At 59.9% G+C, this 26,970-nt stretch carries 21 protein-coding genes; 13 read left to right on the top strand and 8 right to left on the bottom strand.

Going from position 1 to position 26,970, the window contains the following annotated elements:
• Nucleotides 1-71 precede the first annotated feature (71 nt).
• Both GOB86_RS11265 and GOB86_RS11260 read left to right on the top strand, forming a co-directional pair.
• Nucleotides 72-686 carry an aminotransferase-like domain-containing protein gene (locus GOB86_RS11265; RefSeq protein ID WP_165992421.1) on the top strand — a complete coding sequence of 205 codons (615 nt, stop codon included), beginning with the start codon at nucleotides 72-74 and terminating at the stop codon, nucleotides 684-686.
• Between the two features lie 52 nt (nucleotides 687-738).
• Nucleotides 739-1,335 carry a uracil-DNA glycosylase family protein gene (locus GOB86_RS11260; RefSeq protein ID WP_242012634.1) on the top strand — a complete coding sequence of 199 codons (597 nt, stop codon included), beginning with the start codon at nucleotides 739-741 and terminating at the stop codon, nucleotides 1,333-1,335.
• An 11-nt stretch (nucleotides 1,336-1,346) separates the two neighbouring features.
• Here the strand turns inward: GOB86_RS11260 and GOB86_RS11255 are convergent, their stop codons facing one another.
• The 6 genes from GOB86_RS11255 to GOB86_RS11230 form a co-directional block, all read right to left on the bottom strand.
• Nucleotides 1,347-2,645, bottom strand: coding sequence for a glycerate kinase type-2 family protein (locus GOB86_RS11255; RefSeq protein WP_165992419.1), 1,299 nt, complete (start codon nucleotides 2,643-2,645; stop codon nucleotides 1,347-1,349).
• Nucleotides 2,646-2,727: 82 nt separating this feature from the next.
• The gene (locus GOB86_RS11250) at nucleotides 2,728-4,962 is read right to left on the bottom strand and encodes an FUSC family protein (RefSeq protein ID WP_165992418.1); all 2,235 of its coding nucleotides are present in this window, start codon (nucleotides 4,960-4,962) and stop codon (nucleotides 2,728-2,730) included.
• A 154-nt stretch (nucleotides 4,963-5,116) separates the two neighbouring features.
• Nucleotides 5,117-5,650 (bottom strand): adenine phosphoribosyltransferase, encoded by a 534-nt coding sequence (locus tag GOB86_RS11245; protein WP_165992417.1) that lies wholly within the window; start codon nucleotides 5,648-5,650, stop codon nucleotides 5,117-5,119.
• Between the two features lie 161 nt (nucleotides 5,651-5,811).
• Entirely contained in the window at nucleotides 5,812-8,067 is a 2,256-nt protein-coding gene (locus tag GOB86_RS11240; RefSeq protein ID WP_165992424.1) for an ATP-binding protein, read from the bottom strand.
• Between the two features lie 92 nt (nucleotides 8,068-8,159).
• Nucleotides 8,160-9,437, bottom strand: a complete 1,278-nt coding sequence (locus GOB86_RS11235) for a multidrug effflux MFS transporter (protein ID WP_194301182.1) — start codon at nucleotides 9,435-9,437, stop codon at nucleotides 8,160-8,162.
• A 139-nt stretch (nucleotides 9,438-9,576) separates the two neighbouring features.
• Entirely contained in the window at nucleotides 9,577-10,251 is a 675-nt protein-coding gene (locus GOB86_RS11230; RefSeq protein WP_242012632.1) for a TVP38/TMEM64 family protein, read from the bottom strand.
• A gap of 118 nt (nucleotides 10,252-10,369) precedes the next feature.
• Between GOB86_RS11230 and GOB86_RS11225 the strand changes: the two genes are divergently transcribed.
• The 11 genes from GOB86_RS11225 to GOB86_RS11175 all read left to right on the top strand — a co-directional run bounded on the left by GOB86_RS11225 (nucleotide 10,370) and on the right by GOB86_RS11175 (nucleotide 25,412).
• Complete coding sequence (locus GOB86_RS11225; protein WP_194301181.1) at nucleotides 10,370-11,422, top strand: COX15/CtaA family protein; 1,053 nt, start codon at nucleotides 10,370-10,372, stop codon at nucleotides 11,420-11,422.
• A gap of 10 nt (nucleotides 11,423-11,432) precedes the next feature.
• Nucleotides 11,433-11,603, top strand: coding sequence for a hypothetical protein (locus tag GOB86_RS11220; RefSeq protein ID WP_165992414.1), 171 nt, complete (start codon nucleotides 11,433-11,435; stop codon nucleotides 11,601-11,603).
• 133 nt (nucleotides 11,604-11,736) lie between these two features.
• Entirely contained in the window at nucleotides 11,737-13,326 is a 1,590-nt protein-coding gene (locus GOB86_RS11215; protein ID WP_165992413.1) for a 2-isopropylmalate synthase, read from the top strand.
• A gap of 216 nt (nucleotides 13,327-13,542) precedes the next feature.
• Nucleotides 13,543-14,589: a rod shape-determining protein gene (locus tag GOB86_RS11210; protein WP_165992412.1), complete on the top strand. Its 1,047-nt coding sequence runs from the start codon at nucleotides 13,543-13,545 to the stop codon at nucleotides 14,587-14,589.
• 88 nt (nucleotides 14,590-14,677) lie between these two features.
• Nucleotides 14,678-15,592 (top strand): rod shape-determining protein MreC, encoded by a 915-nt coding sequence (gene mreC / locus GOB86_RS11205; protein WP_165992411.1) that lies wholly within the window; start codon nucleotides 14,678-14,680, stop codon nucleotides 15,590-15,592.
• A 4-nt stretch (nucleotides 15,593-15,596) separates the two neighbouring features.
• Entirely contained in the window at nucleotides 15,597-16,160 is a 564-nt protein-coding gene (locus tag GOB86_RS11200; RefSeq protein WP_165992410.1) for a rod shape-determining protein MreD, read from the top strand.
• Nucleotides 16,161-16,179: 19 nt separating this feature from the next.
• Nucleotides 16,180-18,102 (top strand): penicillin-binding protein 2, encoded by a 1,923-nt coding sequence (gene mrdA / locus GOB86_RS11195; protein WP_165992423.1) that lies wholly within the window; start codon nucleotides 16,180-16,182, stop codon nucleotides 18,100-18,102.
• Between the two features lie 4 nt (nucleotides 18,103-18,106).
• A complete protein-coding gene (rodA, locus tag GOB86_RS11190) occupies nucleotides 18,107-19,261 on the top strand; it encodes a rod shape-determining protein RodA (protein WP_165992422.1) in 1,155 nt (384 codons plus the stop codon).
• Between the two features lie 255 nt (nucleotides 19,262-19,516).
• Complete coding sequence (locus GOB86_RS11185; protein ID WP_253544216.1) at nucleotides 19,517-20,707, top strand: efflux RND transporter periplasmic adaptor subunit; 1,191 nt, start codon at nucleotides 19,517-19,519, stop codon at nucleotides 20,705-20,707.
• 4 nt (nucleotides 20,708-20,711) lie between these two features.
• Nucleotides 20,712-23,867, top strand: a complete 3,156-nt coding sequence (locus tag GOB86_RS11180) for an efflux RND transporter permease subunit (protein ID WP_165992408.1) — start codon at nucleotides 20,712-20,714, stop codon at nucleotides 23,865-23,867.
• Between the two features lie 54 nt (nucleotides 23,868-23,921).
• A complete protein-coding gene (locus GOB86_RS11175; RefSeq protein ID WP_242012635.1) occupies nucleotides 23,922-25,412 on the top strand; it encodes an efflux transporter outer membrane subunit in 1,491 nt (496 codons plus the stop codon).
• Between the two features lie 68 nt (nucleotides 25,413-25,480).
• Here the strand turns inward: GOB86_RS11175 and GOB86_RS11170 are convergent, their stop codons facing one another.
• Nucleotides 25,481-26,710 carry a tetratricopeptide repeat protein gene (locus tag GOB86_RS11170; protein ID WP_165992406.1) on the bottom strand — a complete coding sequence of 410 codons (1,230 nt, stop codon included), beginning with the start codon at nucleotides 26,708-26,710 and terminating at the stop codon, nucleotides 25,481-25,483.
• A gap of 16 nt (nucleotides 26,711-26,726) precedes the next feature.
• Nucleotides 26,727-26,970: ExbD/TolR family protein (locus tag GOB86_RS11165; protein ID WP_165991510.1), on the bottom strand; the 244-nt coding region annotated here is incomplete at its 5' end.

The raw sequence follows: 26,970 nt of genomic DNA, 5'->3' as shown, positions 1-26,970 counted from the left end.
ACCCGCCGCCAGAAGCAGAATATCGTCAATATTCCAGATCGGGCTCCTGTGGGATGACTGAATTCTACAAAATGACCCGAAATTGCCTCAAGTGTGAGAAATCCGCGTCGATGTATGATCTGCTCTCGTTTGAAAAAAAACCCCTGCCCTCGCTCCTGTCCCTGACCGGGGGGCGTAACCTGCTCCATGCCGGGCTGTTTGCCCCCTGCCTTGGCGGCGGGCTTATGCTTGGTTATCTGGTCGTGCCATGGGCTTTTCTGCCCGCTGTGCTGGAGGCCAAGCTGCTGACCGGTAACGGCCTGCCGTGGCTGGAGCAGGAGGCTCTGGCTCGCATGGTTGATTCGGGCGAGTTGGACAACGCCCTACGGCGCACAAGGGTCGTCATGATGCGGCGCAGGGAGGTTTTTATGGCCTCGCTGGAGCGTTTTTTTGGCCGTATGGAATTCTGTGGCACGGAACATGCCCCACGCCTGAGCTGGTTCCTGCCCGGCGCATTTGGCAAGGTAGACGCTTTTCTGGCCAGCGCGGAAAAAGCTGGCATCCGCTTCCCCGGCAATTATGCCGCCGCGGGCACCCGGTCGCGCTCAGGTCTGCCGGAACTGCATAATCTGGTATCCCACGGTTATGGCGAACTCGCGGAGGAGGACATTCCTGCCCTTTTCTCACGGCTTACCAACCTCACATAAAGTAAGCCGGGCACACCCGGTACCGCGACCATACCAGAACAGGGACGCACCCTTGGCACACACACCACAAGACCACCCGTTACAGGCCCTGCTCCAGCAGATCCGGGCCTGTACGGCGTGTGCCCATACTTTGCCGCTTGGGCCGCGGCCGGTTCTGCATGTCTCCCCCCGTGCGCGGTTGCTGATTGCAAGTCAGGCACCGGGCACCAAAGTGCATGAGACAGGCCTATCCTTTAACGATGCCTCGGGCGATCGCCTGCGGGCATGGCTGGGCATGGACCGTGCCCTTTTTTACGATACGGAAAAAGTCGCCATTGTACCCATGGGGTTATGTTACCCCGGTGTGCTGCCAAAGGGCGGGGACCAGCCGCCAAGACCGGAATGCGCGCCACTATGGCGGCAGCAGATTCTGGAGCATCTGCCCAATATACAACTGACCCTTCTGGTCGGCTCCTATGCGCAAAACCACGTTCTGGGCAAAGGCCGGGTTTTTGAACGCGTTGAGCAGTTTGAACAGTTCCTGCCCACCTATTTTCCCCTTCCGCACCCGTCATGGCGCACAGGGATGTGGGAGCGGCGCACCCCCGCATTCGGGGCAACAGTTCTTCCCGCCCTACGGCGCGAGGTCGCCCGCGCCCTGTGGGGCTGAGCCCACACTGCTCAGGTTATCAGGAGCAGGCGGATGTCGTTCACATTGGTTAATGTAGGACCGGTCATGACCAGATCATCCACCGCCGCGAAAAAACTGTAGCTGTCATGGTTGCGCACAAACGGCTCGGGCAGGCACCCAACCTGTGCCGCACGGCCTAGCGTATCGGGGGCAAAAATGGCTCCGGCGGCATCTTCCGTACCGTCTATGCCATCACTATCGCCCGCCAGCCCCCATATACCGCTCTCCCCACCCAGAAAATGCGCGCAGGAGAGCAGAAACTCCGTATTCCGCCCGCCTTTGCCCGCTCCCTCACCCGCGCGGATGGTCACTGTTGTTTCCCCCCCGCTCAACAACACGGCAGGCGGGCGCACGGGCAGGCCGTGCAGATGGACCGAGCGCGCCATGCCGCCAAGCAGAATGCCCGCAACCTGACTCTCCCCCTCCAGTGCATCCCCCAGAATAAGCGGTGTAACGCCCTGTTGCCGCGCAACGTCCGCTGCGGCCATAAGCGCCATTAACGGAGTTGCAATCAGCACCACACGGTTGCGCGGGTCCGCCACGGGCCTGTGCGCCTGCTGGTCGGCCACAGCCTGCTCCAGCACCCCGCGCACAACGGGGGACAGATCCAGCCCATAACGCTCCACAATGCGCAGCGCGTCCGCCGCCGTACCAGAGGACGGCACCGTTGGCCCGCTGGCAATAACCGATGGATCATCCCCCGGCACGTCACTGATCACCAGTGTAAGCACCTGCGCCGGGCTTGCCGCCTGCGCCAGACGCCCGCCTTTGATGGCGGACAGATACCGCCGCACGATGTTCATTTCCGTAATGGTCGCGCCAGAATGCAGCAATTGCCGGCCTACGCCGCGCTTGTCTTCCAGTGTCAGCCCCGGTGCGGGCAGAGCCAGAAGGGACGACCCCCCGCCCGAAACAAGGGCGATAACCAGATCATCCGGTCCAAGCCCTGCAACGGCGTGCATAACAGCACGGGCGGCGGCCTCGCTCCGGGCATCGGGTACGGGGTGGGCTGCTTCGAGAATACGCACATGGCGGGTGGGAGCGGCATGCCCATCCCGCGTGACCACCACACCTTCAAGCGGCACATCTGGCCATGCGGCCTCCAACGCGGCCGCCATGGCAGCCGAGGCCTTGCCTGCCCCAACCACAACACAGCGCCCCTTGGGCTTGGCAGGAAGGTGCCTGCCCAGCACCACAAACGGGTCGGCGCTGGCTACGGCTGCATCAAACATGGACCGCAGCACCGTTCTGGCCCGCGCGTTATCCCACGCAATTCCTGCATCTGGCATTCTGTTTCTCCCTTACGCGTTTGCGCAACCGCCACCACCCGGTCCTTCCCCGAATGCGGTCAGCATCTGGCATACACTGCGTTCAGGTAAACGCCTTGTCCAGATATGGGGAGGACGCATCAAAGAACGCCTGATTTTCTTGGAGTTCCGTTGCAATCACATGCAGGCTGGCCAGCACACGTAGCATTTCCTCCCGCACGGACAGGTTGGTTTCAGCCTGCTCCATGCGGGAGAGGTATTCCACCGCCAGACTGGCCGCGCGGGCTGTACGCCCATACTGGCCGCCATACCGGCCCGAAAACTGCTGCATGCGGTTCATCATCGCCTGTGTGGCGTGCCGGGCGTCGTCTGGCAGAATATTCCGCCCCAAAATAACCCGCAGGCGCAACAGATTGAGCTCTATGGTCATGCCCGAAAGCACACCACTTACGTAGCGGTCACGCACATAGGTGTTTCCGTCATCCGTGGTCATGGAAGACAGCCGGACAAATCCATCCACCCCACGGCCGATAATTTCCGTCATGGGGGGGGCTGTGCGGTGCTGGGCCAGCCTGCGCAGACGGCGCAGAATACTCACGCGCAGGTCCCAGCGCAGGCCATCGGGGTCAAACGGCAGGAACAGCCGGTACATCCACATGGAAAAAACCATGGCCAGAAACAGCGGCAATGCCGTGTTGAAATACAGGATTTCGTCCATCCGGCCCTCGTTCATCGGACCGATAAGAATGGGCAGGAACAGGTTGTACGCAACGGCGGCCAGGATAAGCGGAGGCCACGCAAAGGCCAGCCCCCCTACCAGCATGGGCACCGCCAGACACAGAGCCAGTGTTTCGTATATGGTTGGCTGGGCCATAACCCACAGGTCCAGAAGCCCGCTCATGCCCACAACAAAAATTGTGCCATGCAAGAACGCCTGCGTAGCCAGTGCTGGCTGCTCCAGTGTGGAGAACAGCGCGCAGACAATGGAGACAAACATCATGAATGTCAGCCCGTCAGTCCAGCCCGTGGTTATCCAGATAAGACCGGAGCCAAAAATGGTGACCGATGCCCGCAGACTGTTGTTAAAGGCCATCCGCCAGTCCCGGTAGCTGCGCATGGGGTAGCGAAAATGGTCATGGGGTGCGGGGTTACGGCTCATCTCGAACTGTTCGATGGCCTGTTGCAACTCGTCCAGAATAGCACCCAGTTTGTGCAGTAACTGCCCCTCGCGCGACAGACTGCTTTCCTGCACCGCATCAATGGGTGGGTGGGTGGCCGCGATCATTTCCTGCTCAAGGCAGGTGGCCGCAAGCTGGGTGCAGGTCGCACGCAGGGCCACCAGATCCCGCAGGACCGGGGCCACTGGCAGTTCGTCAGACAGGCGTTGGGGAATGGTCTGTAAAAAACTGGCCACCTCCCCCGCAACCTGCAGGTACTCCTTGCCCTGACTTTCGGGCATGGACAAAAGAGCACCAAGGTCCAGCCCGCGCGACATCAACACCGCTATGGCGGCAAGGGCGGCACGGGCATGGTCGCCCTCGTGCTGATGCTCGCCCATTTCCACTTCGGCGAATTCGACCTGATCGCTCAGGCCCACAATGGTTGTGAACACACCGGGGGAGTTGGCCACCGCGCGGCGGTCCCCCCCGATCAGGCGCACAAGCGCTGGTACCGCGCCATCAAGTGCTTGTACAAAATTGGTCGCGAGCCTGTTTCTGGCCCGTAGGCCAAGCCTGTACTGGAACAGGGAGGATATAGTGGTTTCCACCACAATCCCCAACGTAATGTAGGTGGCGCGCGCCATGACGATATGGAAAATCTGGTCCGGGGCCGCCGCCCCATCCAGCGCGATAATGGCATAGGTAAACCCGGAGGCCCGCATGCCATGAATACGGTAATTGGTCATGGTGGCAGGGCCGGGCAGCAGGGTGCCCACAAAGCAGAACCCGCCAATACCCACAGCAAGCCAGAAAATATACAGAAGCGGAGACTGTGGCATGCTGCCAACAAGGACAAGGGCACAGATTGTGCCCACCACCATGCCAAACATGTGCCACCGCGCCTTGGCGATGGATTTGCCCCGCGTACCCTGCGCGACCATCCATACGGTCAGGGCCGCCCATTGCGGGCTGCCGAGTTCCCACCACAGGGCAATGCCTAGGGCTATGAGGGAAGACAGCGTTGTGCGGAGCGCGTAACCAAAAGACAGAAGGTTGGGTGCGTACAGCCAGCGCAGTTTGCTCAGGTCACGCGGGGGGCCACCCCCCTCCAGCGCCTGCCGCACAATGGTCCTGAAGGCCTGACAGAACTGGCCAAACGAAAACGCCGCAGCCTTCATGCCGCGTGCCGCCGGTCAGGACTGATCAGAAAGACTGCCATCTGCTTCTTCTTACCCCAAAGAAGCCCAAAAGCGTATTCACACCTCGTATGCCCTGTCCTGCACCCAGTGTTACGCGCAGGACATGGCACCGAAGAAAACCGTTTTTTCGCTTTTAGTCTTCGTAGGACAGCAGGCTTGTCACGGTCGTGTCCAGCTTGCTGCGCCCGCCAAGGCCTGTCAGTTCAACCAGAACAGATGCGCCAACCACCTCGGCTCCAGCCTTGCGCAGCAGTTCAATGGAGGCGGCAAGTGTGCCACCTGTTGCCAGCAGGTCATCCATAACCACAACGCGCTGGCCGGGTTTGACCGCATCGGCCTGAATTTCGAGCGTATCGGAACCATATTCCAGCTCGTACGTGTGCGAGATTGTCTTGCCCGGCAGCTTACCGCTCTTACGCAGCATAAGCATACCGCAGCCCATGCGGTCCGCAATGGGTGCTGCGGTCAAAAACCCGCGGGATTCCACAGCGGCCAGCAGATCAGGCTGCAAGGGCGCAATCTGGCGGGTCAGGCGACCCATGGCGATCTGCCATGCATCGGGGTTTTGCATCAGGGTTGAAATATCGTAAAATAGAATGCCCGGCTTGGGAAAATCGGGAATGTGACGGATGTAATCCTTCAGATCGATGTCCTGACGTCCCGTCATGGTATTTGACAATCCTTCATCCATGCGCCCAACGCTGTGGGAGCGCGTTTTCCATCCTGCCTTAATTCCCATAGGTCAAGCACCGCTGGTGAACAGTTCTGAGGCAACCGGCACACGCTCTATCCCGCACGGGAGCGTTCCGCAAGGGAAGATCTGGCTGGTCAGACCCCAGCCCGCGCACCCAGTGCTGCGGTTACGGCCTCTATCAACCCATCACGGCGGAAGGGTTTGGCCAGCAGGCGCACATTGGGAACACTCCCCTCCGGCGGCGGGGAATCGACCGTCAGATCGCCAGACATGTACACCACTGCCAGCGCAGGGTACCGCTCGACCAGCACGCGGGAGAGGGTAACCCCGTCCAGTGGGCCGGGAAGCTGGATGTCTGTCACCAGCAGGTCCAGTTCACCATCAACTCCGGCGGCCGTGTCAAACGCCTGTTCGCCATCCCCCGCCTCCAGTACCTTGTGGCCAGCCATGCTCAGAATGGTCACAACAATATCTCGGATGGCAGCGTCGTCCTCAACCACAAGCACCTGCAGGCTGCGTGCCTGTGGCGGGGAGCTTGCGGGCCGGGTCAAGGCGGGCATGACGTCCACCACGGAACCCTCCGCCCCGGTACTGGCCGGTATGGCGCGCGGCAACCACAACGAAACCTCGGTCCCGCTGCCACGCCCTGTTGCCACCACAACCCGGCCATTGACCTGCTGGGAAAAGGCCAGAACCATAGCCATGCCAAGGCCCGTACCCGCACCCTCACGCTTGGTCGTAAAAAACGGCTCGAACAGACGGTCCATGACCTCCCGCGTCATGCCAAAACCACTATCCACCACATCCAGCCGGACCCAGTCACCCGCAGGCAGGGGGGATGGATCGGACACAACACGAATACTGCGCCCGTCTTCCACCGGCAGACCCATCAGATCGGCATTAACGGAGAACGTGACATTCCGCGCCGTAATACGCAGCCGCCCGCCGGAGGGCATGGCGTCCCGCGCGTTAATGGCCAAGTTGAGCACTGCACTTTCCAGTTGGGCGGGGTCCGCGCATACGGGCCAGACATCGGCCACAACGCCACATTCCACCACAATGCGCGGGCCGATCACACGCCCGAGCAGCCCCCCTAGGAAGGAAAACAGGTCAGAGAGACGCAACGAATCGGGTGCGCCACGTTGGCGGCGCATAAAGGACAGGAGCTGACCGGTCAGTGCCTCCGAGCGGTGGCCCGCGTGGGTGGCGGCGGACAGATATTCCTGCCGTTGCTCAACCTGATCAGGCTGGTCGTATTCCGCCGCGAGTTCCAGATTACCCAGAATAACCGTGAGCAGGTTTTTAAAGTCATGCGCAATGCCCGCGGTCAACTGGCCCAGCGCGCGCAGCTTCTGCGCCTCGCCCAGAGCGCGCTCACTGCGCAGGCGCATGGTAATGTCGGCCGCAGTCAGCACAAATCCACGCCGTTCGGCAGCGCCATCGGGAGCAAAGAACAACGTGCGGCACAGTTCCAGATCCGCACCGTTGCCACCCTTGCATTCCACAACGACCGGGGGAGCCAGCTCCCCTTTGGACAGGCTGCTCTCAATATGTTCAAACGGCTCCAACAGGGGCACGCCATCCACCACCAGCATGCCGCTCAGGGCATTATAGGACAGGCCGGTGCGCAAAAAGTCCTTGCCCAGACCAAGCACCGTGGCCAGTTGCTCGTTCCAGTGCCACAGGCACCCATCCGCGCCAAACACCGCAACGCCAAGGCTCAGGCTGTCCAGCGTGGCGCGCAGCCGCAAAGCCAGATCGCGCGAGGAGGCTTCGGCCCGTGCCGCAGCAAGTGATGAGCGGTCCAGCACCCAGCCTGCGGAAATCATGCTCAGCACCCCGGTCAGAATACCCAAGAGCGCCAGCCTGCGCTGCCAGCTTGTATTGCGCAGCATGTTGGCAACGCGGTCGGCCTGATCAAGCGTACTGGCGCGGCTTAAAACAGACAGATTCTGGTCCAGTGTGGCCAGCAGGGCCGCACCACCCTGCGGCATGGCCTCGGCCGATCTGGGCCATGCGCTAATGGTCTGGAGCTGCTTTTCCACAACACCCAGCACTTCCTTGCGGCCACCGCCCTCACGCAGTTGCACGGAGCGGAAACCATCATACCCCGCCCGGGCATCGGAAAGTTGGGTAATGGCTTGCAGGTAACACTCGCCATCGGCGGGGTCGTGTTCGGCCTCAAAGGCATAGTGGCAGATACGGGCATTGCTGGTGGCATGGTGCACACCGCGCAAATAACTACCCGCCGCCGTGCTCTGGCGGTCCAGATTGCCGTGGCGGGCCATATCATTCCCGAGTTCTATGCCAATGCCACCAAAGGTCACAATCAGCACACCAGCCCCGATAAGAGCCAGAATATGAGCCCGTCTTGCTGGATGCCGTAGCATGTCAGGCATGCCCCCCATTATCTGTGTACCGCCACCCTCGTGGGCATGGCACCTTGATCATAACCGGGCAAGGCATGGCTGCCCATGCAGGATCAGGCGACATCCCGCATAGCGGGGCGGAACATATGCGTACCCAGCATCATAAGCGCACCAAAGCACATACATCCAGCCATTGGTAACGAAGATGTGGCCGCGAACTGGCCAACCACCACCCCCGCCAGCGCGCCCAGCACGTACTGCAACGTACCCGCAAGGGCCGACGCCGCCCCCGCCTGGGAGGGATGATCGGCCAGAGCCATCATCATCGCATTGGGGAAAATTATCCCCGTGGGTGCAAGTGCGAGCACCATGGTGCCAATAACCAGCCAGACCTCATACTGCCTGTACGCCACAGGCGCGTACCAGCCACCCCATATACTAACCCCCACCATAAGGAGTGTACCCAGAACCGATATGGCCACCGCGCCATGCAAAAGACGCGCGGGGTCCACCCGCCCGACCAGCAGGCCATTCACCTGCGACGCCCCGATCATGAACACGGACATGACCCCGAACAGCATGGAAAAACGCAGGGGCGAAAAATGAAAAAGCTGTACGAACACAAACGGAGCAGCAGTCAGGTAGCTAAAGGACATAAAGGTCGAGAACGCCGTGATCATGGCGTAAATGCTGTACCCCCTGTCTCCCAGCAGCCCCACGTAACGGGTCACCAACGTAATGGGGGAAAGGCTCTGGCGCTTTTTGTACGGCAGCGTTTCGGGCAGAACCCACAGCACAAGGGCCACACACACCACGCCATAGACCGCCGACGCCCAGAAAATAATCCGCCACGAGACAAACTCCACCACCAGACCACCCAGCATGGGCGCCAGAATGGGCACCACCCCCATGACCATGATCAGGCGGGACATCATGCGCGCACCCGCCGCCCGGTCGGACACAACGTCGCGCACACAGGCCGTTGGCACGACCAGACTGGCCGACGCCCCAATGGAGGCCACAAACCGGGCTGCGGAAAATGTGGTAACATCGGGCGCGAACGCACACACGGCAGACGCCACGGCATACAGCGCATTACCCACCAGCATGGGCATGCGCCGGCCGTACCTGTCCGCCAGCGGCCCCACACTCAACTGCCCTATGGCAAGGCCGACAAACCAGATGGCCAGCGTAAACTGCACATTGCCCGCACTGGTATGAAAACTCTGCTCCATAGCGGGGAAGGCAGGCAGATAGATATCCGTCGAGATCGGGCCAACAGCGGTGAGAAACCCCAACAAAAGGGAAAGCCAGCCCGGCACCCCGTTTGCAAAAACAGGCTGCGCCGTATCCCGCGCCGTGGTGGTGCTGGTGGAGGGCGAAGAAGACATCATACCCGGCCCTCCGGGTATGGCGTGTTAGGTAAGTGCCGCAGAAAATTTATCCCACTGTGGAAAAAAAATTGGGGAACAGGATCGGATACAAGCACAGACAGGCCCCAAAGAACCTGCGTGCAAAAATGCTCCGGGCCTATGCGTTGGCCCTGGCAATGCGGGCATGCCGCCACAGCCACAGACCCAACCCGGCAGAAAGGGCAAACAGCCCGACCCCCGCCCCATACTGCCAGACCGCCCCCACCTGCACGCCTGCCCCAAGCAGCACCGCAACGGCGTTCTGGGGAAGTGCGCCCAGCAGGGTTGCCGCAATAAATGGCCATACCGCCATGCCAGACACGCCCCCAAGCAGGTTGAGCAGCAGGGCTGAACCAACCGGCAGAAGGCGCAATGTCAGAATGCTCAGGAAGGGCTTGTGGGTTAAAAACGCATCCAGCTTTTCAAACCGTGGCCCAAGGCGCGCCTGCGCCCATGAACGACCACCCCAGCGGGCCCATAAAAAACCGGCCACACACCCTAATGTAGAAGCTATGGTGATCATGACAAGCCCTTCGGCCACACCGTAGGTCAGCCCTGCAGCAAAACCGGCCACCTGCCGGGGCAGCCCAAAGGCGCACCAGACGCAAGTCCCCACCACAAACACCAGCCGTCCGGCAAGGCCCGCGCGCAGCATATCCGTACTGCCCAGCACATGCTCCAGAGCGGGTACATGCCGTAGCCCAATTGCACCCACCACCAGAATAAGCAGCATAAGCAAAGGTTTGAACACGACCCTGACGGGCTGCTCCGGTGCTGGAGGGGCTGGTTCCATCCCTTGGGCGCTAGCATCTTCTTGCCGCGGCCCGCAAGCTGGCTGTAAACCCTAGCCATAAAGTTTAACCTCAGCGCAAAAGAGTGCCATGCCCACCACGCCCCAGCGCCAGCAAGACATGACGCCTGCCCACCGCCGCCTGATTTCTGGCTGGCTGTTCCTCCTGTGTTTCATGTTGCTGGGCATGATCGCCATTGGCGGCGTGACCCGCCTGACCGGCTCTGGCCTGTCCATTATGGACTGGCAGCCCGTTAGCGGCATGATCCCGCCTCTGTCCCACGCGGAGTGGGAGCGGCTGTTTGCGCTGTACCAGACCATTCCCCAGTACCACCTCCAGCATGAAGGATTCGGGCTGGAAGGATTCCAGAAAATCTTCTGGGCGGAATGGACCCACCGCTTCTGGGGCCGTCTTATGGGGCTTGTGCTGCTGGCTCCTCTGGTCTGGTTTGTTATCCGGGGCATGATCACCCGCCGCCTTGCCGCGCGGCTGTTCGTATTTTTTGTGCTGGGCGCACTCCAGGGGGCCATTGGCTGGTTTATGGTTGCCTCGGGCTTTCGGGCCAACAGCACGGCGGTTGAACCTGTACGACTCGTGCTGCACCTGAGTGCCGCCCTGCTGCTGTATGGCGCCATTCTGTGGACCGCTTTTTCCATCCGCTGGCCACAGCCCCAGCCCACGGCTTTTACACCCGGCGTCAAGCTGACCCGGCGGCTGGCGTGCCTGAGCATCGGGCTTTTGTGCACCACCATTATTGCGGGCGGCTTTACGGCGGGCACGCATGCGGGCTTTTTGTTCAACACCTTCCCGCTCATGGATGGCCACCTTATTCCCGCCGACTATGCCCAGCTTTCTCCCCTATGGATGAACTGGGTGGTCAACAAAGCCGCCATCCAGTTTGACCACCGGCTACTGGCCACCCTGACCGCGCTGAGCATTGGGGCGGTACTGCTGACCGGGCTGCGGCGGGGCGCGGGGCTTGGCCCACAGGCGCAAAATGGCATAATCCTGCTCGGCTGGGCCGTGCTGGTGCAGTACGCACTTGGCGTGACAACGCTTTTGCTGGTGGTGCCTGTATGGGCCGGGGCCGTGCACCAGACCTTTGCCGCCGTGCTGCTGGGGGTCATGCTGTATGTGCTGCACACCCTGCGCCGTGGCAGGCCGCAGGGCTGAAGCAGGAGCCATGAATTCCCACGCCGGTTATTTTCCTGTTGCGCTGACAAAACATGAGGGTATTCTACGCGGCATGATTTCCGACCGGTTCATGTCCGATTCCCTCATGACCCGCGTAACAGCGGCTCAGGGCGGCGTGGCTTTTCGTCTGGACCTTCTCCTTCGACTTATCAGCCCCTGAGCGATCCGGGTGGCCTTGTGCTGCCGCGCCCAGGGGATTTGCAAGTGAGAGCGCCTGTGTGCAGCACAGGCAGATTATAAGGCGTGGCATGCCTTTGGCGGCGCCAGACCAGAGTAAATTCAGGAACATTTTCATGTCTGCTGATCCCTCCAGCTTCAACCACCCATCTTTTGGCCGTATGACGGCTGACCGTGTCATTATTTTTGACACCACACTGCGTGATGGCGAGCAGTCCCCCGGTTTTTCCATGAACCTGGCCGAAAAACTGCGCATGGCCGAAGCCCTGGCAACACTGGGCGTGGATGTGATTGAAGCGGGTTTTCCCGTTGCCTCCAAAGGCGATTTTGAATCCGTGAACGAGATCGCCCGCCACACCAAGGGCGCGGTTATCTGCGCGCTGGCCCGCAGTGGGGGTGCCAAGGACATTGCGGCCGCGGGCGAGGCACTGGCCCCGGCGGAGCGCAAGCGTATCCACAATTTTATCTCCACCTCGCCGCTGCACATGAAGTACAAGCTGCGCATGGAGCCGCAGACCGTTCTGGACCTGATCACTTCCGGTAACACTGCCGCGCGCAATCTGACGGACGACGTGGAATGGTCCGCCGAGGACGGCTCACGCACCGACCCCGACTTTTTGTGCCGCTGTGTAGAAGCCGCGATCAAGGCGGGTGCCACCACCATCAACATCCCCGACACGGTGGGTTACGCAACACCGGAAGACATGGAAAAAATCTTTTCCATGGTGCGCACACGCGTTCCCGGTGCCGATCAGGTCATTCTGTCCGCCCATAACCATAACGATCTGGGGCTGGGTGTGGCCAACACGCTGGCATCCCTGCGTGGTGGGGCGCGGCAGGTGGAATGCACCATTAACGGTATTGGCGAGCGCGCGGGCAATGCCGCTTTGGAAGAAATTGTGATGGCACTGCGCACACGCCACGACCAGTACCCCTTCAACACCAACATCCAGACCACCGACCTGCTCAAGGTCTCACGCATGCTGGCCACCATCACCAGCTTTGACGTGCAGCCCAACAAGGCCATTGTGGGCCGCAACGCCTTTGCGCATGAAAGCGGTATTCATCAGGACGGGGTGCTCAAGAATGCCGCGACCTATGAGATCATGACCCCCGAAAGCGTGGGCTGGAGCCGTTCCTCGCTGGTGATGGGCAAACATTCCGGCCGTGCCGCCTTCCGCGACAAGCTGAAAGCACTGGGTTACGCGGACATGGATGACGCCCGCCTGAACGAAGCATTCTCGCGCTTCAAGGATCTGGCTGACCGCAAGAAGGTCGTCTACGACGACGATATTGTCGCACTGGTGGATGACGAAGCCCGTGACCACGACCATATCCGCTTTGCGGCACTGGAGTTGACCTCCTCCTCGGGCAAACCCTCCGCTGCTGCGCTGACCATTCAGGTCGATGGCACGGACGTGCAGGCCAACGCCACGGGCAACGGGCCGGTGGACGCCGCCTTTAACGCGCTGCGTCTGGCCTTCCCGCACGAGGCACGGTTGGCCCTGTTCAGCGTTGGCGCGGTAACGGAAGGCACGGATGCACAGGCCCGCACCACGGTCCGACTGGAAGAGGACGGCAAGCTGGTGGACGGTCAGGGCGCGGATGCGGACACTGTTGTCTCTGCCGTGCGCGCCTATGTGCATGCCCTGAACAAGCTGCTGGTCAAACGCGCACGCACCGCACCCGAGGCCCTGACCGCCTGATCAGGCTCCCATTGGGGGCCAACGCCCCCAAATAACGAGGCAGATACCCCCCCCGCATACGAAATTATGCGGAAGTTTATGAACACAGGGCTTGTCTGCCTCGCTATGCCCCGGTAATCCGTGCAAACATATTGACCAAAGCGACCGTTGGGGTCCGTTTTGTTTGCCTGCCCCTTCCACACAGTCGCGTAGTGCCGCTTCAACCAGGAGTCCTGGATGTTCTCTCGTCTGCTCGGTCTTATGTCTGCGGACATGGCCATCGATCTCGGTACTGCCAATACCCTTGTGTATGTCAAAGGGCGTGGCATTGTACTGAACGAACCCTCGGTTGTGGCGATTGCAGACATACGCGGCAAAAAGCAGCTTCTGGCCGTGGGGGAGGAAGCCAAGCAGATGGTCGGGCGGACTCCGGGCAACATTGCCGCCATCCGCCCCATGCGCGACGGGGTGATTGCCGACTTTGATGTGGCGGAAGAAATGATCAAACATTTCATTCGCAAAGTGCATAACCGCCGGGCCTTCGCCAGCCCGCAGATTATTGTGTGCGTGCCCTCCGGCTCCACAGCCGTTGAGCGCCGCGCTATTCAGGAAAGTGCGGAAAGTGCTGGCGCACGCCGGGTCTTCCTGATTGAGGAACCCATGGCCGCCGCCATTGGCGCGGGCCTGCCCGTGACCGAGCCTTCTGGCAGCATGATTGTCGATATTGGTGGTGGCACCACGGAAGTGGCCGTTATCTCCCTCGGTGGCATCGTTTATGCCCGCTCGGTGCGCGTTGGTGGGGATAAAATGGATGAAGCCATTATTTCCTACATCCGCCGGGCCTATAACCTGCTGATCGGTGAAAGCTCGGCAGAGCGGATCAAAATCAACCTTGGCGCGGCTCTCCCCCCCGATGACCCCGATGACAGTGGCCCCTGGCTGGATGTTAAGGGCCGCGACCTGATTAACGGCGTACCGCGCGAGGTTCAGGTCTCGCAGGCCCAGATTGCCGAAAGCCTGATGGAGCCGATCAGCCAGATTGTGGATGCAGTCAAAACCGCACTGGAAAACACCCCACCGGAACTGGCTGCCGATATTGTGGACAAAGGCATTGTTCTGACCGGCGGCGGCGCATTACTGTACCGCATGAGCGATGTGCTGCGTCTGGCAACCGGGCTGCCGGTTACCGTGGCCGAAGACGCCCTGTCCTGCGTGGCACTGGGCACTGGCCGCGCACTGGAAGAAATGAAGCGTCTGCGCAACGTGCTGACCACCATGTACTAACGCCCCGGTTCAGCACCACGGCCCATTATGCTGTGTGTGGCTGAGTCTGGTTTTTTATGCCGTCAGATATAAGGGCATCCGGTTTTCCATGGTCCCGGTTTCCATTCAGGTAAGACAGGCCTTGAGCAAACTGGTGTTACCGGTTCTGCTGCTCATGTCTGTCGGGATCATTATTGCCGGGCAGGCTGACCGCCCTCTGGCGGACCGGGCGCGCATGCGCGTGGCCGATGTGCTGGCCCCCCTGTGGAGCCTGCTCTCCCGCACACAGACCGATAGCGAACGCCTTGTGCACGGGCTGAAGGAAGCGCGGAATCTGGCGGAGGAAAACCACCGCCTGAGTGCAGAAAACGCCAATCTGCGCCGATGGTACGAAGTTGCGGTCTCCCTTGCACGGGAGAATGATACCCTTAAAACCGAACTCCACTGGGTGCCCGAGCCCACGCCCGCCTTTGTAACCGGCCGGGTTGTGGCCGATAGCGGGGGCATATACGCGCGCGCCGTGCTGCTGGTGGCGGGCACCACGAGTGGCGTGCAGACTGGCAATATTGCGCTGGCTTCCAGCGGGCTGGCTGGCCGCGTAACGGAAGTGGGCGCGCATGCCGCACGTATCCTGCTGATTACCGATATTGCCAGCCGCCTGCCCGTGGAACTGGAATCCAGCCATGCCGCGGCCATTATGGCGGGTGACAACTCCCCCCTGCCCCGCCTGCTCTATTATTCGCAGGATACCCGCCCCATAGAAGGCGAGCGGGTTGTAACCTCCGATCAGGCCGGGGCTTTTCCATCGGGTATTCCTATTGGCAGCGTGCACTACCTGCACCCCGGCCAGCCCGTGGTGCAGCCTTTTGCCCGGCTGGACCGGCTGACCATGCTGCGCGTGTTCGACTTTGGCCAATCCGAGATTGAACCCCCCGAAGCCCCCGGCCATGTTCCGCTAACCCGTCCGCACCGCGCGCTAACGCTGCCGTTCAAAACCTTGCTGGGCCCGGGGCAGGAGGGATAACGCCATGTCCGATCCCCATCAGCCCCGCTGGGAGCACGACGCCGAAACCCAGTTGACCTCCCGCCAGCGACTCGACCGTACCGCGCGGCATCTTCTGCCGTCCGTTTTTACCGCGCTGGTCATTATTTTTTTCTCGGCCCCTGTGACCATTCCCGGAGCGGCGGAGTTGCTCCCGGCCATTGTTATCAACACAATTTTTTTCTGGTCCGTGTGGCGGCCATCAGGCATGCCCTCGCTGGCCGTGTTCCTGCTTGGGCTTTTTATGGACCTTGTGGGGTTTACACCGCTGGGGGTCAGCGCCTTTATTCTATTACTGGTGCATGGCATTGGCAGTTACGCCCGTTTTGGTCTCATGCGGATGAATTTTTTAGTGGTATGGTGCCTGTTCGGACTGGTAGGAGCGGCTGCCGCAGCGTTGCAGTGGGCGCTGGCATGCCTGTTCCGGCTCCATCTGCTTGATCCGGCACCCGCCTTTTTTGAAGCCTTGCTCTGCATAGGGGTCTATCCGTTGCTTTCCGCCACTTTCTCGTGGTTCCTGCATATTCTGGACGAGAAGGACACGCCATGATCACATGGGAGGTGCTCCCATGTGGCTGAAGCGGCGTAAACGCGACAACCGCCGCTTGATGCCGATCCGCGATCAGAAGGATCCGGCACGCGGTGTTTTTACCCGCCGCGCCCTGCTGTGCATGGCCGTTCAGGCCGGGGCCATGGGTGAGCTGGCGCGCCGCCTGTACCATATCCAGATCAATGATGGCGACCACTACGCCCGGATGGCGGCCAACAACCGCGTAAGCAAACGCCTGCTTGCCCCCCCACGTGGCCGTATTGTTGACCGCTACGGCATAGCCCTTGCCAACAACAAGGAAAACTGGCGCGCACTCCTTATGCCGGAGGAAACGACCGACGTTACCGGCACCATAGAGCGCTTTTCCACCCTTATTCCCCTAGATGAGCGTGACCGGAACCGCATAGCGCGCGAAATGCGGCACCAGCGCCGGTTTGTGCCCGTTATGCTGCGTGACTTCCTCTCGTGGGATGAAATGGCCCGGATCGAGCTTAACGCGCCCTCCCTGCCCGGTGTGCTGATTGATGTGGGCACACGCCGCGTGTACCCCGAAGGGGAGCTGCTGGCCCATATTATCGGCTACGTTGCCCCCCCGAACGAGAACGATGTGGCACACTCCACCCTGCTGGCCCTACCGGGCATGCGGGTCGGCCGCGCGGGCATAGAACAGAATCAGGACGAAAAACTGCGTGGCACCGCAGGATCGGTGGAGATGGAGGTCAACGCCGTTGGGCGCGTGATTTCCGAACTCAACCGCGAGGAAGGTGTGCCGGGGGAAGAAATTTCCCTGACCATAGACCGTGGGCTGCAACAAAGGGTGCTCAACCACATAGGGGACCAGACCGCTTCCGCCGTGGTCATGGACTGCCATAATGGCGAGGTGCTGGCCATGGTCAGCACACCCTCGTTCGATCCATCACTGTTTGATAGCGGCGTCAGCCACGCGCAGTGGATTGAATGGACAAACAACCAGCACACCCCCCTGATCAACAAGGCCGTGGCCGGAGTTTACCCTCCCGGCTCCACCTTCAAGCCCGCTGTGGCCATGGCCGCACTGGAATCGGGGCTGGTCTCTCCCACGGATCGGGTTTTCTGCCCCGGTCATCTGGATGTAGGGGGCACGCGCTTTCATTGCTGGTCGCGCTGGGGGCATGGGTCGGTGGACCTGCATCTGGCCCTCAAATACTCCTGCGACGTGTATTTTTACGAAATTGCCCGCCGCATTGGCATGGACCGTATTGCCGAGACCGCACACCGCATGGGCCTTGGCGTACCGCTCGATATTGAACTCCCCCACACCCGCACAGGGCTGATCCCCACCCCGGCATGGCGGCAGGCCCACCACCACCACTGGAACGGGGGGGACACCATTGTCAGCGGGATCGGGCAGGGGTTCATACAGGTCACGCCGCTGCAACTGGCCACCTACACCGCCCGCATGGCAACCGGCCGGGCCGTACAGCCCCACCTGATGCGCGCCATTAATGGCGAGGTCAGCCCCATGGCAAATGCCGAGCACTGGCCAAGCCTGAACATGCCCGAAAAATATCTCGAAGCCCTGCGCGCAGGCATGTTCGCCGTGGTGAACGAACCCCACGGCACAGCCCCCAAGGCGCAGCTTGACCTGCCGGGCATTGCCATGGCGGGCAAAACCGGCTCGGCTCAGGTGCGCCACGTCTCCCGCGCATTGCGTGAGAGCGGGCACTTCAACTCCGCCAACCTGCCGTGGGAATACCGCCCCCACGCGCTGTTCATCTGCTTTGCCCCGTATGACGCACCACGCTATGCCGTGTCGGTCGTGATCGAACATGGTAATGCCGGGGCGGATGCCGCAGCCCCACTGGCACGCAACATCATGCGCGATACCCTCCTGCGTGACCCGTCCAACCACACCACCCCCCCGCCCGAGAGCGTGGCCACTGTGGACGACAGCTTTGAATAACCCCATCAGGTTCCATAAGCGCCTGTTACGGGCCGAACCCAGCTTCAGACTTATGGCCAAGCTGTGGCGGATAAGCTGGCTCTACGTCCTGCTCATTTGCGCACTGGCCGGTATTGGCTACGTCACGCTCTACTCCGCTGCGGGCGGGGTGCCCTACCCGTTTGCCGCCCCGCAGGCGGCGCGTTTTGCCGTTGGGCTGGTGCTGATGGTCACCATTGCCATGCTGCCCCCCCACCTGCTCATGCGTGCATCATGGGGCATGTACGCGCTCTCGCTCGTGCTGCTGGTGGCGGTGCTGCACATGGGCCATGTTGGCAAGGGAGCCGAACGCTGGCTTATGATCGGGGGACTACAGGTCCAGCCCTCCGAATTTGCCAAGATCGCCCTTGTCGCCGTGCTGGCCACGTGGTTCTCGCGCATGGACTATGCGCGCATGGGCAATCCGCTCTGGCTTATTCCCCCCGCCTTTATGGTCTTGGTGCCCGTGGGGCTGGTGCTCAAGGAGCCCAATCTGGGCACGGCGGTCATTATTGGCGGTATTGGCGCATCGCTGTTTTTTACCGCGGGTATGCGCCTGTGGCAGATTATCCTGCTTATTCTGCCCGTGCCTTCCCTTGTCCAGTTTGCCTACGGGCACCTGCATGACTACCAGAAGGCCCGCATTACCACCTTCCTCCACCCTGAAAACGATCCGCTGGGGGCCGGTTACAACATTATCCAGTCCAAGATAGCCCTTGGGTCGGGGGGGATGTGGGGGCAGGGTTACCTGCATGGCTCACAGGGGCAGCTCAACTTCCTGCCCGAAAAACAGACTGACTTCATTTTTACCATGATCGCCGAAGAATGGGGCTTTATTGGTGCTGCCGCCGTTATTGCCCTGCTGGTGCTGCTGATTATGGGCGGCATGATCATGGCCATACGCTGCCGCAACCGCTTTGGCCGGTTGATTGCCCTTGGCATCAGCATGAATTTTTTCTTTTACTGTCTGGTCAATCTTTCCATGGTCATGGGGGCAATTCCTGTGGGCGGGGTGCCGCTCCCGCTGGTCTCCTACGGTGGGTCGGCCATGCTGAACGTCATGCTGGGGTTTGGACTTCTGCTTTCAACATGGGTCCATCGGGACACACGGCTGGACGAAAGCAGCGGCCACACAGCCTGACACCCGCGATAATGCTTGTGTTTTTGGTTTGATCTGCTCTTGACTTGGTGTGGTTGCACTTTTAGCTTGCAGGTTAAAAGTAACACTTAGTACTGTTTTTTCACCTTACATTTCTCCATCCTGTTTTCTCCACAAAGCGGCCTGTAACTCAAGCTCCCCAACCGGGTTGGAAATGGCGTACCCTTCCAGACCCGGCAAAGCTTGCCAAAGCCTGACATGTGCGGAAGACCCTTCAACACACAGGGCCACACCAAAGTGACAACACACACTTTTTCTCTTCGTCCGGTCCTGCTCTGCACGGTTGCCCTGCTTGCTCTGGAAGGCTGTAAACGCCAGCAGAGCGCACCGCATATGCCGCCGCAGGCTGTGGGCGTTGTAACCTTGCAACCCCAGCCCGTAAGCGTACACACCAGCCTGCCCGGCCGTACAGATGCGTTTGAAATTGCTCAGGTTCGCCCACAGGTCACAGGTGTTGTGCTCAAACGCCTGTTTATTGAAGGTTCGGACGTCGTTGCTGGCCAGCAGCTCTACCAGATCGACCCCGCCCGCTACAAAGCCGTGTATGACACCGCCCGCGGGCAACTGGCCCAGGCCATGGCCGTAGATGGCACGGCCAAGGCCAAGGTCCGGCGCTACAAAAAGCTGGTGCGTGAACACGCCGTAAGCCAGCAGGACTATGATGATGCCGTAGCTGCCGAAAAGCAGGCCCGTGGTCAGATACAGAGCGCGCAGGGGCAGGTGGAAAGTGCTCAGGTCAACCTTGGTTACACCAAAATGTATGCCCCCATCTCCGGGCGTATTGGCCGTACGCTTATTACGGTTGGGGCACTTGTTACCGCCGAACAGACCAGCAACACGGCCATTATCACCCGGCTTGACCCCATTTATGTGGACGTGAACCTGCCTGCCATTACCCTTTTGCGCCTTAAGCGCGAACTGGCGGAAGGGCGGATCAAACGTCAGGACAATGGCGAAGTGCCCGTGGTCCTGACACTTGAAGACGGCTCACCTTACGAATTCAAGGGCCACATGGCGCTGGCCGAAGTGAACGTGGATACAACAACCTCCACCGTTATTGTGCGCGCGATCATGCCCAACCCGCAAAAGCTGCTGCTGCCGGGCATGTATGTTCACGCACAGTTGGATGAGGGGATTGACCCCAACGCCCTGCTGGTGCCGCAAGAATCGGTGAGCCGCAACACCCACGGCGACCCGCAGGTATGGATTGTCCAGCCCGACAATACAGTCGCCCTGCGTCAGATCCAGATTGGCATGGCCATTGGCACGAACTGGCTGGTGACCGATGGGCTTAAGGCGGGTGAACGCGTGGTGGTGAGCGGCACGCAAAAAATAACCCCCGGGGCCAAGGTCTCGGTCATGGACAGCAAACCCAAGACCGACCCAACAACCAGCTCCGCTGCACAGCCTGCGCAAAAAGGGCAGTAAATCCATGTCGCTCTCGCGGTTCTTTATCAACCGACCCATTTTTGCGTGGGTGATCAGCCTGATCATCATGCTGTTTGGCGGCCTGTCCATCCTGCGGCTGCCTATTGCGCAGTACCCCAGCATTGCCCCGCCCCAGATCGCCATTACCGTAACCTACCCCGGCGCATCCGCCGATACGGTGAATGATACGGTCGTGCGCCCCATACTCCAGCAGATGTTCGGGCTGGATCATCTGGAATATATTTCGGCCCAGTCCTACGCCTCCGGGCAGATGGAAATTGACCTGACCTTTGAGCAGGGCACAAACCCCGACATTGCTCAGGTGCAGGTGCAGAACAAGCTCCAGCTTGCCCAGCCAAAACTGCCGCAGGAAGTGACCGCGCAGGGGCTGAGCATTACCAAGGCCGTTAAAAACTTCATGCTGGTGCTGGCGTTTATCTCCACCAACAACTCCATGACCGGCTCCGACATTGCCGACTATGTGGCCTCCAACATTTCCGACCCGCTCAGCCGCGTGACCGGGGTGGGCGACCACACGCTCTTCGGCTCCGAATACGCCATGCGGATCTGGATGGACCCCAACAAGCTGTTCAACTACGGCCTGACCGTGCGGGACGTGGAAGCCGCCATCCAGACCCAGAATATTCAGGTCTCATCCGGCGAACTCGGGGGGTTGCCCGCGCGCAAGGACATCCGTCTGGACGCCACGATCATTGGCCCGACCCGCCTGACATCGGCTGGCGAGTTTGAAAAAATTCTGCTCCGGGTCCAGCCCGACGGCTCGCAGGTGCGCATCAAGGATGTGGCGCGGGTGGAACTGGGACCGCAGACCTACAACACGTCCTCTTTTTACAACAACCACCCCGCATCGGGCATGGCGCTCAAGCTGGCACCCGGCGCGAACCAGATTTCGACCGAAGCGGCTGTCCGCGCCAAAATTGATGAACTGGAAAAGTTCTTCCCACCGGGGCTGAAAACCGTTTACCCGCTGGATACGGAACCCTTCATCACCCTCTCCATCGAGGAAGTGGTCATTACCCTGCTCGAAGCCATCGGGCTGGTCTTTCTGGTCATGCTGGTGTTCTTGCAGAACTTCCGCGCCACCCTTATTCCCACCATTGCCGTGCCGGTAGTGCTGCTGGGCACCTTTGGCCTGCTCAATATCTTTGGTTTTTCCATCAACACGCTCACCATGCTGGCCATGGTGCTGGCCGTGGGCCTTTTGGTGGATGACGCCATTGTGGTGGTGGAAAACGTGGAACGCGTGATGTCGGAGAAAAAACTCTCCCCTATCGAGGCCGCCCGCGTTTCCATGGATGAGATTTCCGGCGCGCTGGTTGGCATTGTGCTTGTGCTGACTGCGGTATTTTTGCCCATGGCGGCTTTTTCCGGCTCGGTTGGGGTTATTTACCGCCAGTTCTCCATTACCATTGTCTCCGCCATGTGGCTGTCCGTACTGGTGGCCATGGTGCTCACACCCGCCTTGTGCGCCACCATGCTCAAACCCGGCACGCATGTTAAAACAACAGGCCCCGCCGGGTGGTTCAACCGCAACTTCGAACGCCTGACCAATGGTTACCTCAATGGCGTGCGCAGGCTCATTTCCTCCACCGTATTGTCCGTTGCCTGTTTTGTGCTGATCAGCGCGTTGGCGGGCTACCTGTTTACTCGCCTGCCCAGCGGCTTTTTGCCCGATGAGGATCAGGGACTGATTTTTGGTCAGGTGACACTGCCCCCCAACACCCCCATGGAGCAGACCACAAAACTCAACCATGAAATTACAGATTACATCCTGAAGTCCGAAAGTGGACTTGTGGAATCTGTTTACGCCATCAGCGGGTTTAACTTTGCCGGACAGGGCCAGAACTCGGGTGCGTTCTTTATCCGTCTGACAGACTGGAAAAACCGCCCCCTTGCAACGCAAACATCCGCCGCCATCGCACGGCGGATCATGATGCATTACTGGTTTGACCCGCGCGCCCAGATTTTTGCCATCAACCCGCCAGCCGTGCTCGAACTGGGCAACGCCACAGGGTTTGACCTTGAACTGGAAGACCGTGGCCATCTTGGACACCAGCAGTTGCTGGCCGCCCGTAACATGGTGCTGGGCCTTGCCAGCAAAGACCCCCGCCTGCTGGCCGTACGCCCCAACGGGATGGAAGACGCATCACAATATCATCTGGATATTGACCGCGAAAAAGCCAACGCTCTGGGCATTACGATTGATGACATCAACACAACCATCGAAGGTGCTCTGGGGTCGATCTACGTCAACCAGTTCACCCGTAATGACCGCGTAAAACAGGTCTATATCCAAGGCGACCTGGACTCCCGCATGCTGCCGCAGGACCTGAATAAATGGTACATCCGCACCAACACCAACACCATGGCGCCACTGGATACCTTTATCCGTGGTTACTGGCTGACCGGCCCGCAAAAGGTTGAGGATTACAACGGCTTTAACGCTTTTGAAATTCTGGGCCAGCCTGCCGCCGGTTACAGCTCCGGTGACTCCCTTGCCGCCATCAAGGATATTCTGAAAAAGCTCCCCGAAGGCATAGGTTTTGAATGGACCGGCCTGTCGTTTGAGGAAATTTCCTCCGGTTCATCCACCGGTCCGCTCTACGCACTGGCCAGTCTGGTTATCCTGTTGTGCCTTGCCGCACTTTACGAAAGCTGGGCCATTCCGTTTGCGGTCATGCTGGTTATACCACTGGGTATTCTCGGCTCCATTGCCGCCACCTTGTGGCGGGACATGAACAACGATGTGTACTTTCAGGTCGGGTTGCTGACCACCGTTGGTCTGGCTGTTAAAAACGCCATTCTGATTGTGGAATTTGCCAAAGCTGCTTTTGAACGCGGTGAATCTCTGGAAGAGGCCGTTCTGACTGCATCACGCGAACGCCTGCGTCCTATCCTGATGACATCCATCGCCTTTGTTGTGGGTGTGTTCCCTCTGGCCATTGCCACGGGAGCCGGTTCCGCCTCCCGCGTGGCCATTGGCACTGCCGTGGTAGGGGGTATGGCCACCGCAACACTTCTGGCCATCTACTTTGTACCTGTCTTTTTTGTTCTGGTGTTGCATGTGTTTCACGTTAAACGCATCAGCGAACGCAAGCAGGACGCACCACCCGCCCAGACCGCAACCGGGAACGAATAAGATATGGCTCCTCAGTTCTTTTTCCGTCGCTCCCCGCGGCTCCGCGTTATTGTTATGGCTGTTGCGGCAACACAGGCTTTGTCCGCTTGCACCATGATCCCCAAATACACGCGTCCCAAACCCCCGCTGGCCACAACATGGCCCGGCTATGCCCATACGGGGGATAGCCTTTTGCCAAAAGTGGCGGCGGATATTGGCTGGCGTGAATTTTTTGTGGACCCGCGCCTGCAAGCCCTGATTGGCATTGCCCTGCGTGAAAACCGGGACCTCCGCACATCTGCTGCCAATATTGCCACGGCACAGGGCGAGTATGACGTGCAGCACGCGGGCCTGTTCCCCACCATTTCCGCCACGGGTGGGCCTATGTATCAGGCTCCATCCGATGCGGCGGGGCTGAGCTTTGCTCCGGGGCTGGATACCGATCAAACCGGCTCGGGCATGGCGCGCAACCCCTTCCGCTACTACTCCGGCGGGATTGGTTTTTCCTCTTACGAGATTGATCTGTTCGGGCGTATCCGCTCCCTGACCAAGGAGGCCGCCGAACGTGCCCTGTACCAGCAGGAAAACATGCGCGGCATGGTGATCAGCATCGTCTCACAGGTTGCCATGGCCTATATTACCTGGCTGGGAGATAGAGACACGCAGGCACTGACCGAGCGCACTCTGGCCAGCCAGCAGGGCAGCCTGAAGCTGACACAGGACAAGTATGACCACGGCGAGGAAAACCTGCTGACCGTGCGCCAGTTGGAAACACAGGTGCAGCAGAGTGCGACCATGCTCACGGATGCCCGCCGCAAGGTAGAGCAGGACGAAAACCTGATAACCCTGCTGATTGGCGCGCCTATTCCACAAAATCTGCCTGCCCCGCTGCCTTTGGGCAAACAGTCCGTTCTGGCCGACCTGCCTGCGGGCCTGCCATCGGACCTGCTGACCCGCAGACCCGATATTGTAGCTGCCGAGCACGACCTTCTGGCCTCGCAGGCCAGTATTGGGGCGGCCCGCGCCGCGTTCTTCCCCCGCCTTACACTCACCGCAACAGACGGTGTTTCCAGCTTGCAGTTCCACAGGCTGTTTACGGCTGCGGCCACAACATGGGGACTTAACCCCAGCCTGCAGATCCCGCTCTGGACATGGGGCATGAACAGCGGCAACCTCAAGGTCGCCAAGGCAACCCGCAACGGTAAAATTGCCGCCTATGAAAAAACCGTGCAGACCGCCTTCCGCGAGGTGGCGGATGCCCTTGCCGCGCGCAAAGCCTATCTGGACGAAAAAAAGCAGATGGATAGTCTGGTCTTTGCCGCAGGCGATGCCTACCGGCTTGCAAAACTGCGTTATGAAACCGGGACAGATTCCTACCTGACCACGCTGGACTCACAACGCTATTACCTACAGGCCCAACAGTCCCAGATTACGGTTGCGGTTGCAAAATACCAGAACCTTGTAACCATTTACCGGGCTATGGGTGGTGGCTGGCAGGAGACCTCCTCCATGCCCGCACCACAGGCTGCACAAAACACCAAGTCGGCCCCCAAAAAAGCGGGATAGACAAAAACACAACCACAAAAAAAGGCCGCTTTATAGCGGCCTTTTTTATAAAATCTATCTTTTTACGCTTAGTGCGCGGCTGTAACCTGCCCTAACCTGAGCACCCAGAGCTGGGCAATGTCATAGGCCCCATTATCCCCTGCAACACTCTTCAGGGTCTGGATGGCCTCTGCCTTATTGCCAGCCTGCATTTGGGCCAGACCAAGGTGCAAGCGGGCAATATTGGGGTCTGTTACCCCCTGGGCAATGGCCTGCTGCATAAGCGCCAGTCCTTTGGCCGCCTGCCCGAACGTGACGTAATTATACCCCACATTCAGCAGTTCGTTACCCGATGTCTGGGCAAGAGCTGCCTGCTCATCGGTTGCAATAGAGGCTTTTTTGGCGGCAACGGTTTTTTCAACCATTGCCTTCAGGCGCGCCTGTCGGGCGGCTTCCGTGCCCTGACCAAGCACACCCTGCTGGTAGCCCTGATTCATCAGGTCCAGCGCAAGCTGAGGCATATGCCCCTGCATGGCGATCTCGGTCATGTCCATAAAGTCACGCGCGGTGGAAACATCACCCACCGCAAGGCGGATGCGATAAACATCAAGCTGCAAAGCGGCCGGAATTTTTGTATTCACCACCAGTTCGTGCAGCAAAAGCGCCCAGTATTCCTTTTTTGGATAATAGGTCGCCAACAGCACGTAGGCGTGTGTAGCAGTTGTGGAATCCTTGAGAGCTGTCGCACTTGCCGCAAGCATCTGCAACTGGGATTCAACCGGCTTTTGTCCTGCCTTGATCGTTCTGGCCAGAATGGGCGTTAGAACATGCACCGTTCCAGCATAATCTTTTTGCAAATAATAAGACTGTGCCAGCAATGTTTCCATTGCAGGGCTTGGCCCCGCTTCCTTGAGATACCGCTGGATGGCCACAGCCGCCTTGGGGTAATCCTTGGCGTTATAGGCCATGGTCCCTTCGGACATCAGCATCTGGTTTTTCAGGTTGCGCGGTGTACGGGGGGAGGCGATCAGTTTTTCATACGCGGCGGTAGCCTGTGCAACATTCCCCGCCTGCGAGGCCACGGCGGCGCGCATCTGGGCAATGGTGTAGTCCTCATATGCGCTTTTATCAGCAACCGCATCGGCCTCGTTCACAGCATCCATGGCCTTAGCGTAATTATGCGCGGCCAGAGCGCTCTGGGCTTGCTGCAAGGCCACGCCAACTGGCTGGCCCAACGTGTCCGCCGCATGCACCGCCGGAATGGCGAGAGAGAAAACGGTCGCGGAACACATAAGGCCCCGCACAAAACGCATGGTCATGATCTTCTTCACTCCCTTACTGATCGACGAACTGTTCCTGCCCGACGATGCCCATCTGTGTCACACCAAGGCGCTGCGCATCGGCCATGACATGGACGACAGTCTTGTAGTCCGCCAGCCGGTTGGGCTGGATATGGAACTCAGGCTTTGGCTGCGCGGACGCAATCTCGCGCAGGTGGGCCTGCAACTCGTCCTCGCTGCCGACCGGCTGCCCGTTCCACGTAATCGTATTATCAAAATCCACCACAAGGGTCACAACA

Origin of the sequence: Acetobacter lambici, assembly GCF_011516885.1 — a bacterium.
GTDB lineage: Bacteria > Pseudomonadota > Alphaproteobacteria > Acetobacterales > Acetobacteraceae > Acetobacter > Acetobacter lambici.
This window is presented reverse-complemented; position numbering and strand designations above follow the sequence as displayed.

What these genes read in the sequence shown, in the direction of transcription:
- GOB86_RS11245 (WP_165992417.1), bottom strand. Translation starts at nt 5,650, where the DNA reads ATGACGGGACGTCAGGACATCGATCTGAAGGATTACATCCGTCACATT.
- GOB86_RS11255 (WP_165992419.1), bottom strand. Translation starts at nt 2,645, where the DNA reads ATGCCAGATGCAGGAATTGCGTGGGATAACGCGCGGGCCAGAACGGTG.
- GOB86_RS11220 (WP_165992414.1), top strand. Translation starts at nt 11,433, where the DNA reads ATGAATTCCCACGCCGGTTATTTTCCTGTTGCGCTGACAAAACATGAG.
- GOB86_RS11215 (WP_165992413.1), top strand. Translation starts at nt 11,737, where the DNA reads ATGTCTGCTGATCCCTCCAGCTTCAACCACCCATCTTTTGGCCGTATG.
- GOB86_RS11200 (WP_165992410.1), top strand. Translation starts at nt 15,597, where the DNA reads ATGTCCGATCCCCATCAGCCCCGCTGGGAGCACGACGCCGAAACCCAG.
- GOB86_RS11235 (WP_194301182.1), bottom strand. Translation starts at nt 9,437, where the DNA reads ATGTCTTCTTCGCCCTCCACCAGCACCACCACGGCGCGGGATACGGCG.
- mrdA (WP_165992423.1), top strand. Translation starts at nt 16,180, where the DNA reads ATGTGGCTGAAGCGGCGTAAACGCGACAACCGCCGCTTGATGCCGATC.
- GOB86_RS11180 (WP_165992408.1), top strand. Translation starts at nt 20,712, where the DNA reads ATGTCGCTCTCGCGGTTCTTTATCAACCGACCCATTTTTGCGTGGGTG.
- GOB86_RS11265 (WP_165992421.1), top strand. Translation starts at nt 72, where the DNA reads ATGACCCGAAATTGCCTCAAGTGTGAGAAATCCGCGTCGATGTATGAT.
- GOB86_RS11225 (WP_194301181.1), top strand. Translation starts at nt 10,370, where the DNA reads ATGACGCCTGCCCACCGCCGCCTGATTTCTGGCTGGCTGTTCCTCCTG.
- GOB86_RS11230 (WP_242012632.1), bottom strand. Translation starts at nt 10,251, where the DNA reads ATGGAACCAGCCCCTCCAGCACCGGAGCAGCCCGTCAGGGTCGTGTTC.
- GOB86_RS11175 (WP_242012635.1), top strand. Translation starts at nt 23,922, where the DNA reads ATGGCTGTTGCGGCAACACAGGCTTTGTCCGCTTGCACCATGATCCCC.
- GOB86_RS11170 (WP_165992406.1), bottom strand. Translation starts at nt 26,710, where the DNA reads ATGACCATGCGTTTTGTGCGGGGCCTTATGTGTTCCGCGACCGTTTTC.
- GOB86_RS11250 (WP_165992418.1), bottom strand. Translation starts at nt 4,962, where the DNA reads ATGAAGGCTGCGGCGTTTTCGTTTGGCCAGTTCTGTCAGGCCTTCAGG.
- mreC (WP_165992411.1), top strand. Translation starts at nt 14,678, where the DNA reads ATGGTCCCGGTTTCCATTCAGGTAAGACAGGCCTTGAGCAAACTGGTG.
- GOB86_RS11240 (WP_165992424.1), bottom strand. Translation starts at nt 8,067, where the DNA reads ATGCTACGGCATCCAGCAAGACGGGCTCATATTCTGGCTCTTATCGGG.
- GOB86_RS11210 (WP_165992412.1), top strand. Translation starts at nt 13,543, where the DNA reads ATGTTCTCTCGTCTGCTCGGTCTTATGTCTGCGGACATGGCCATCGAT.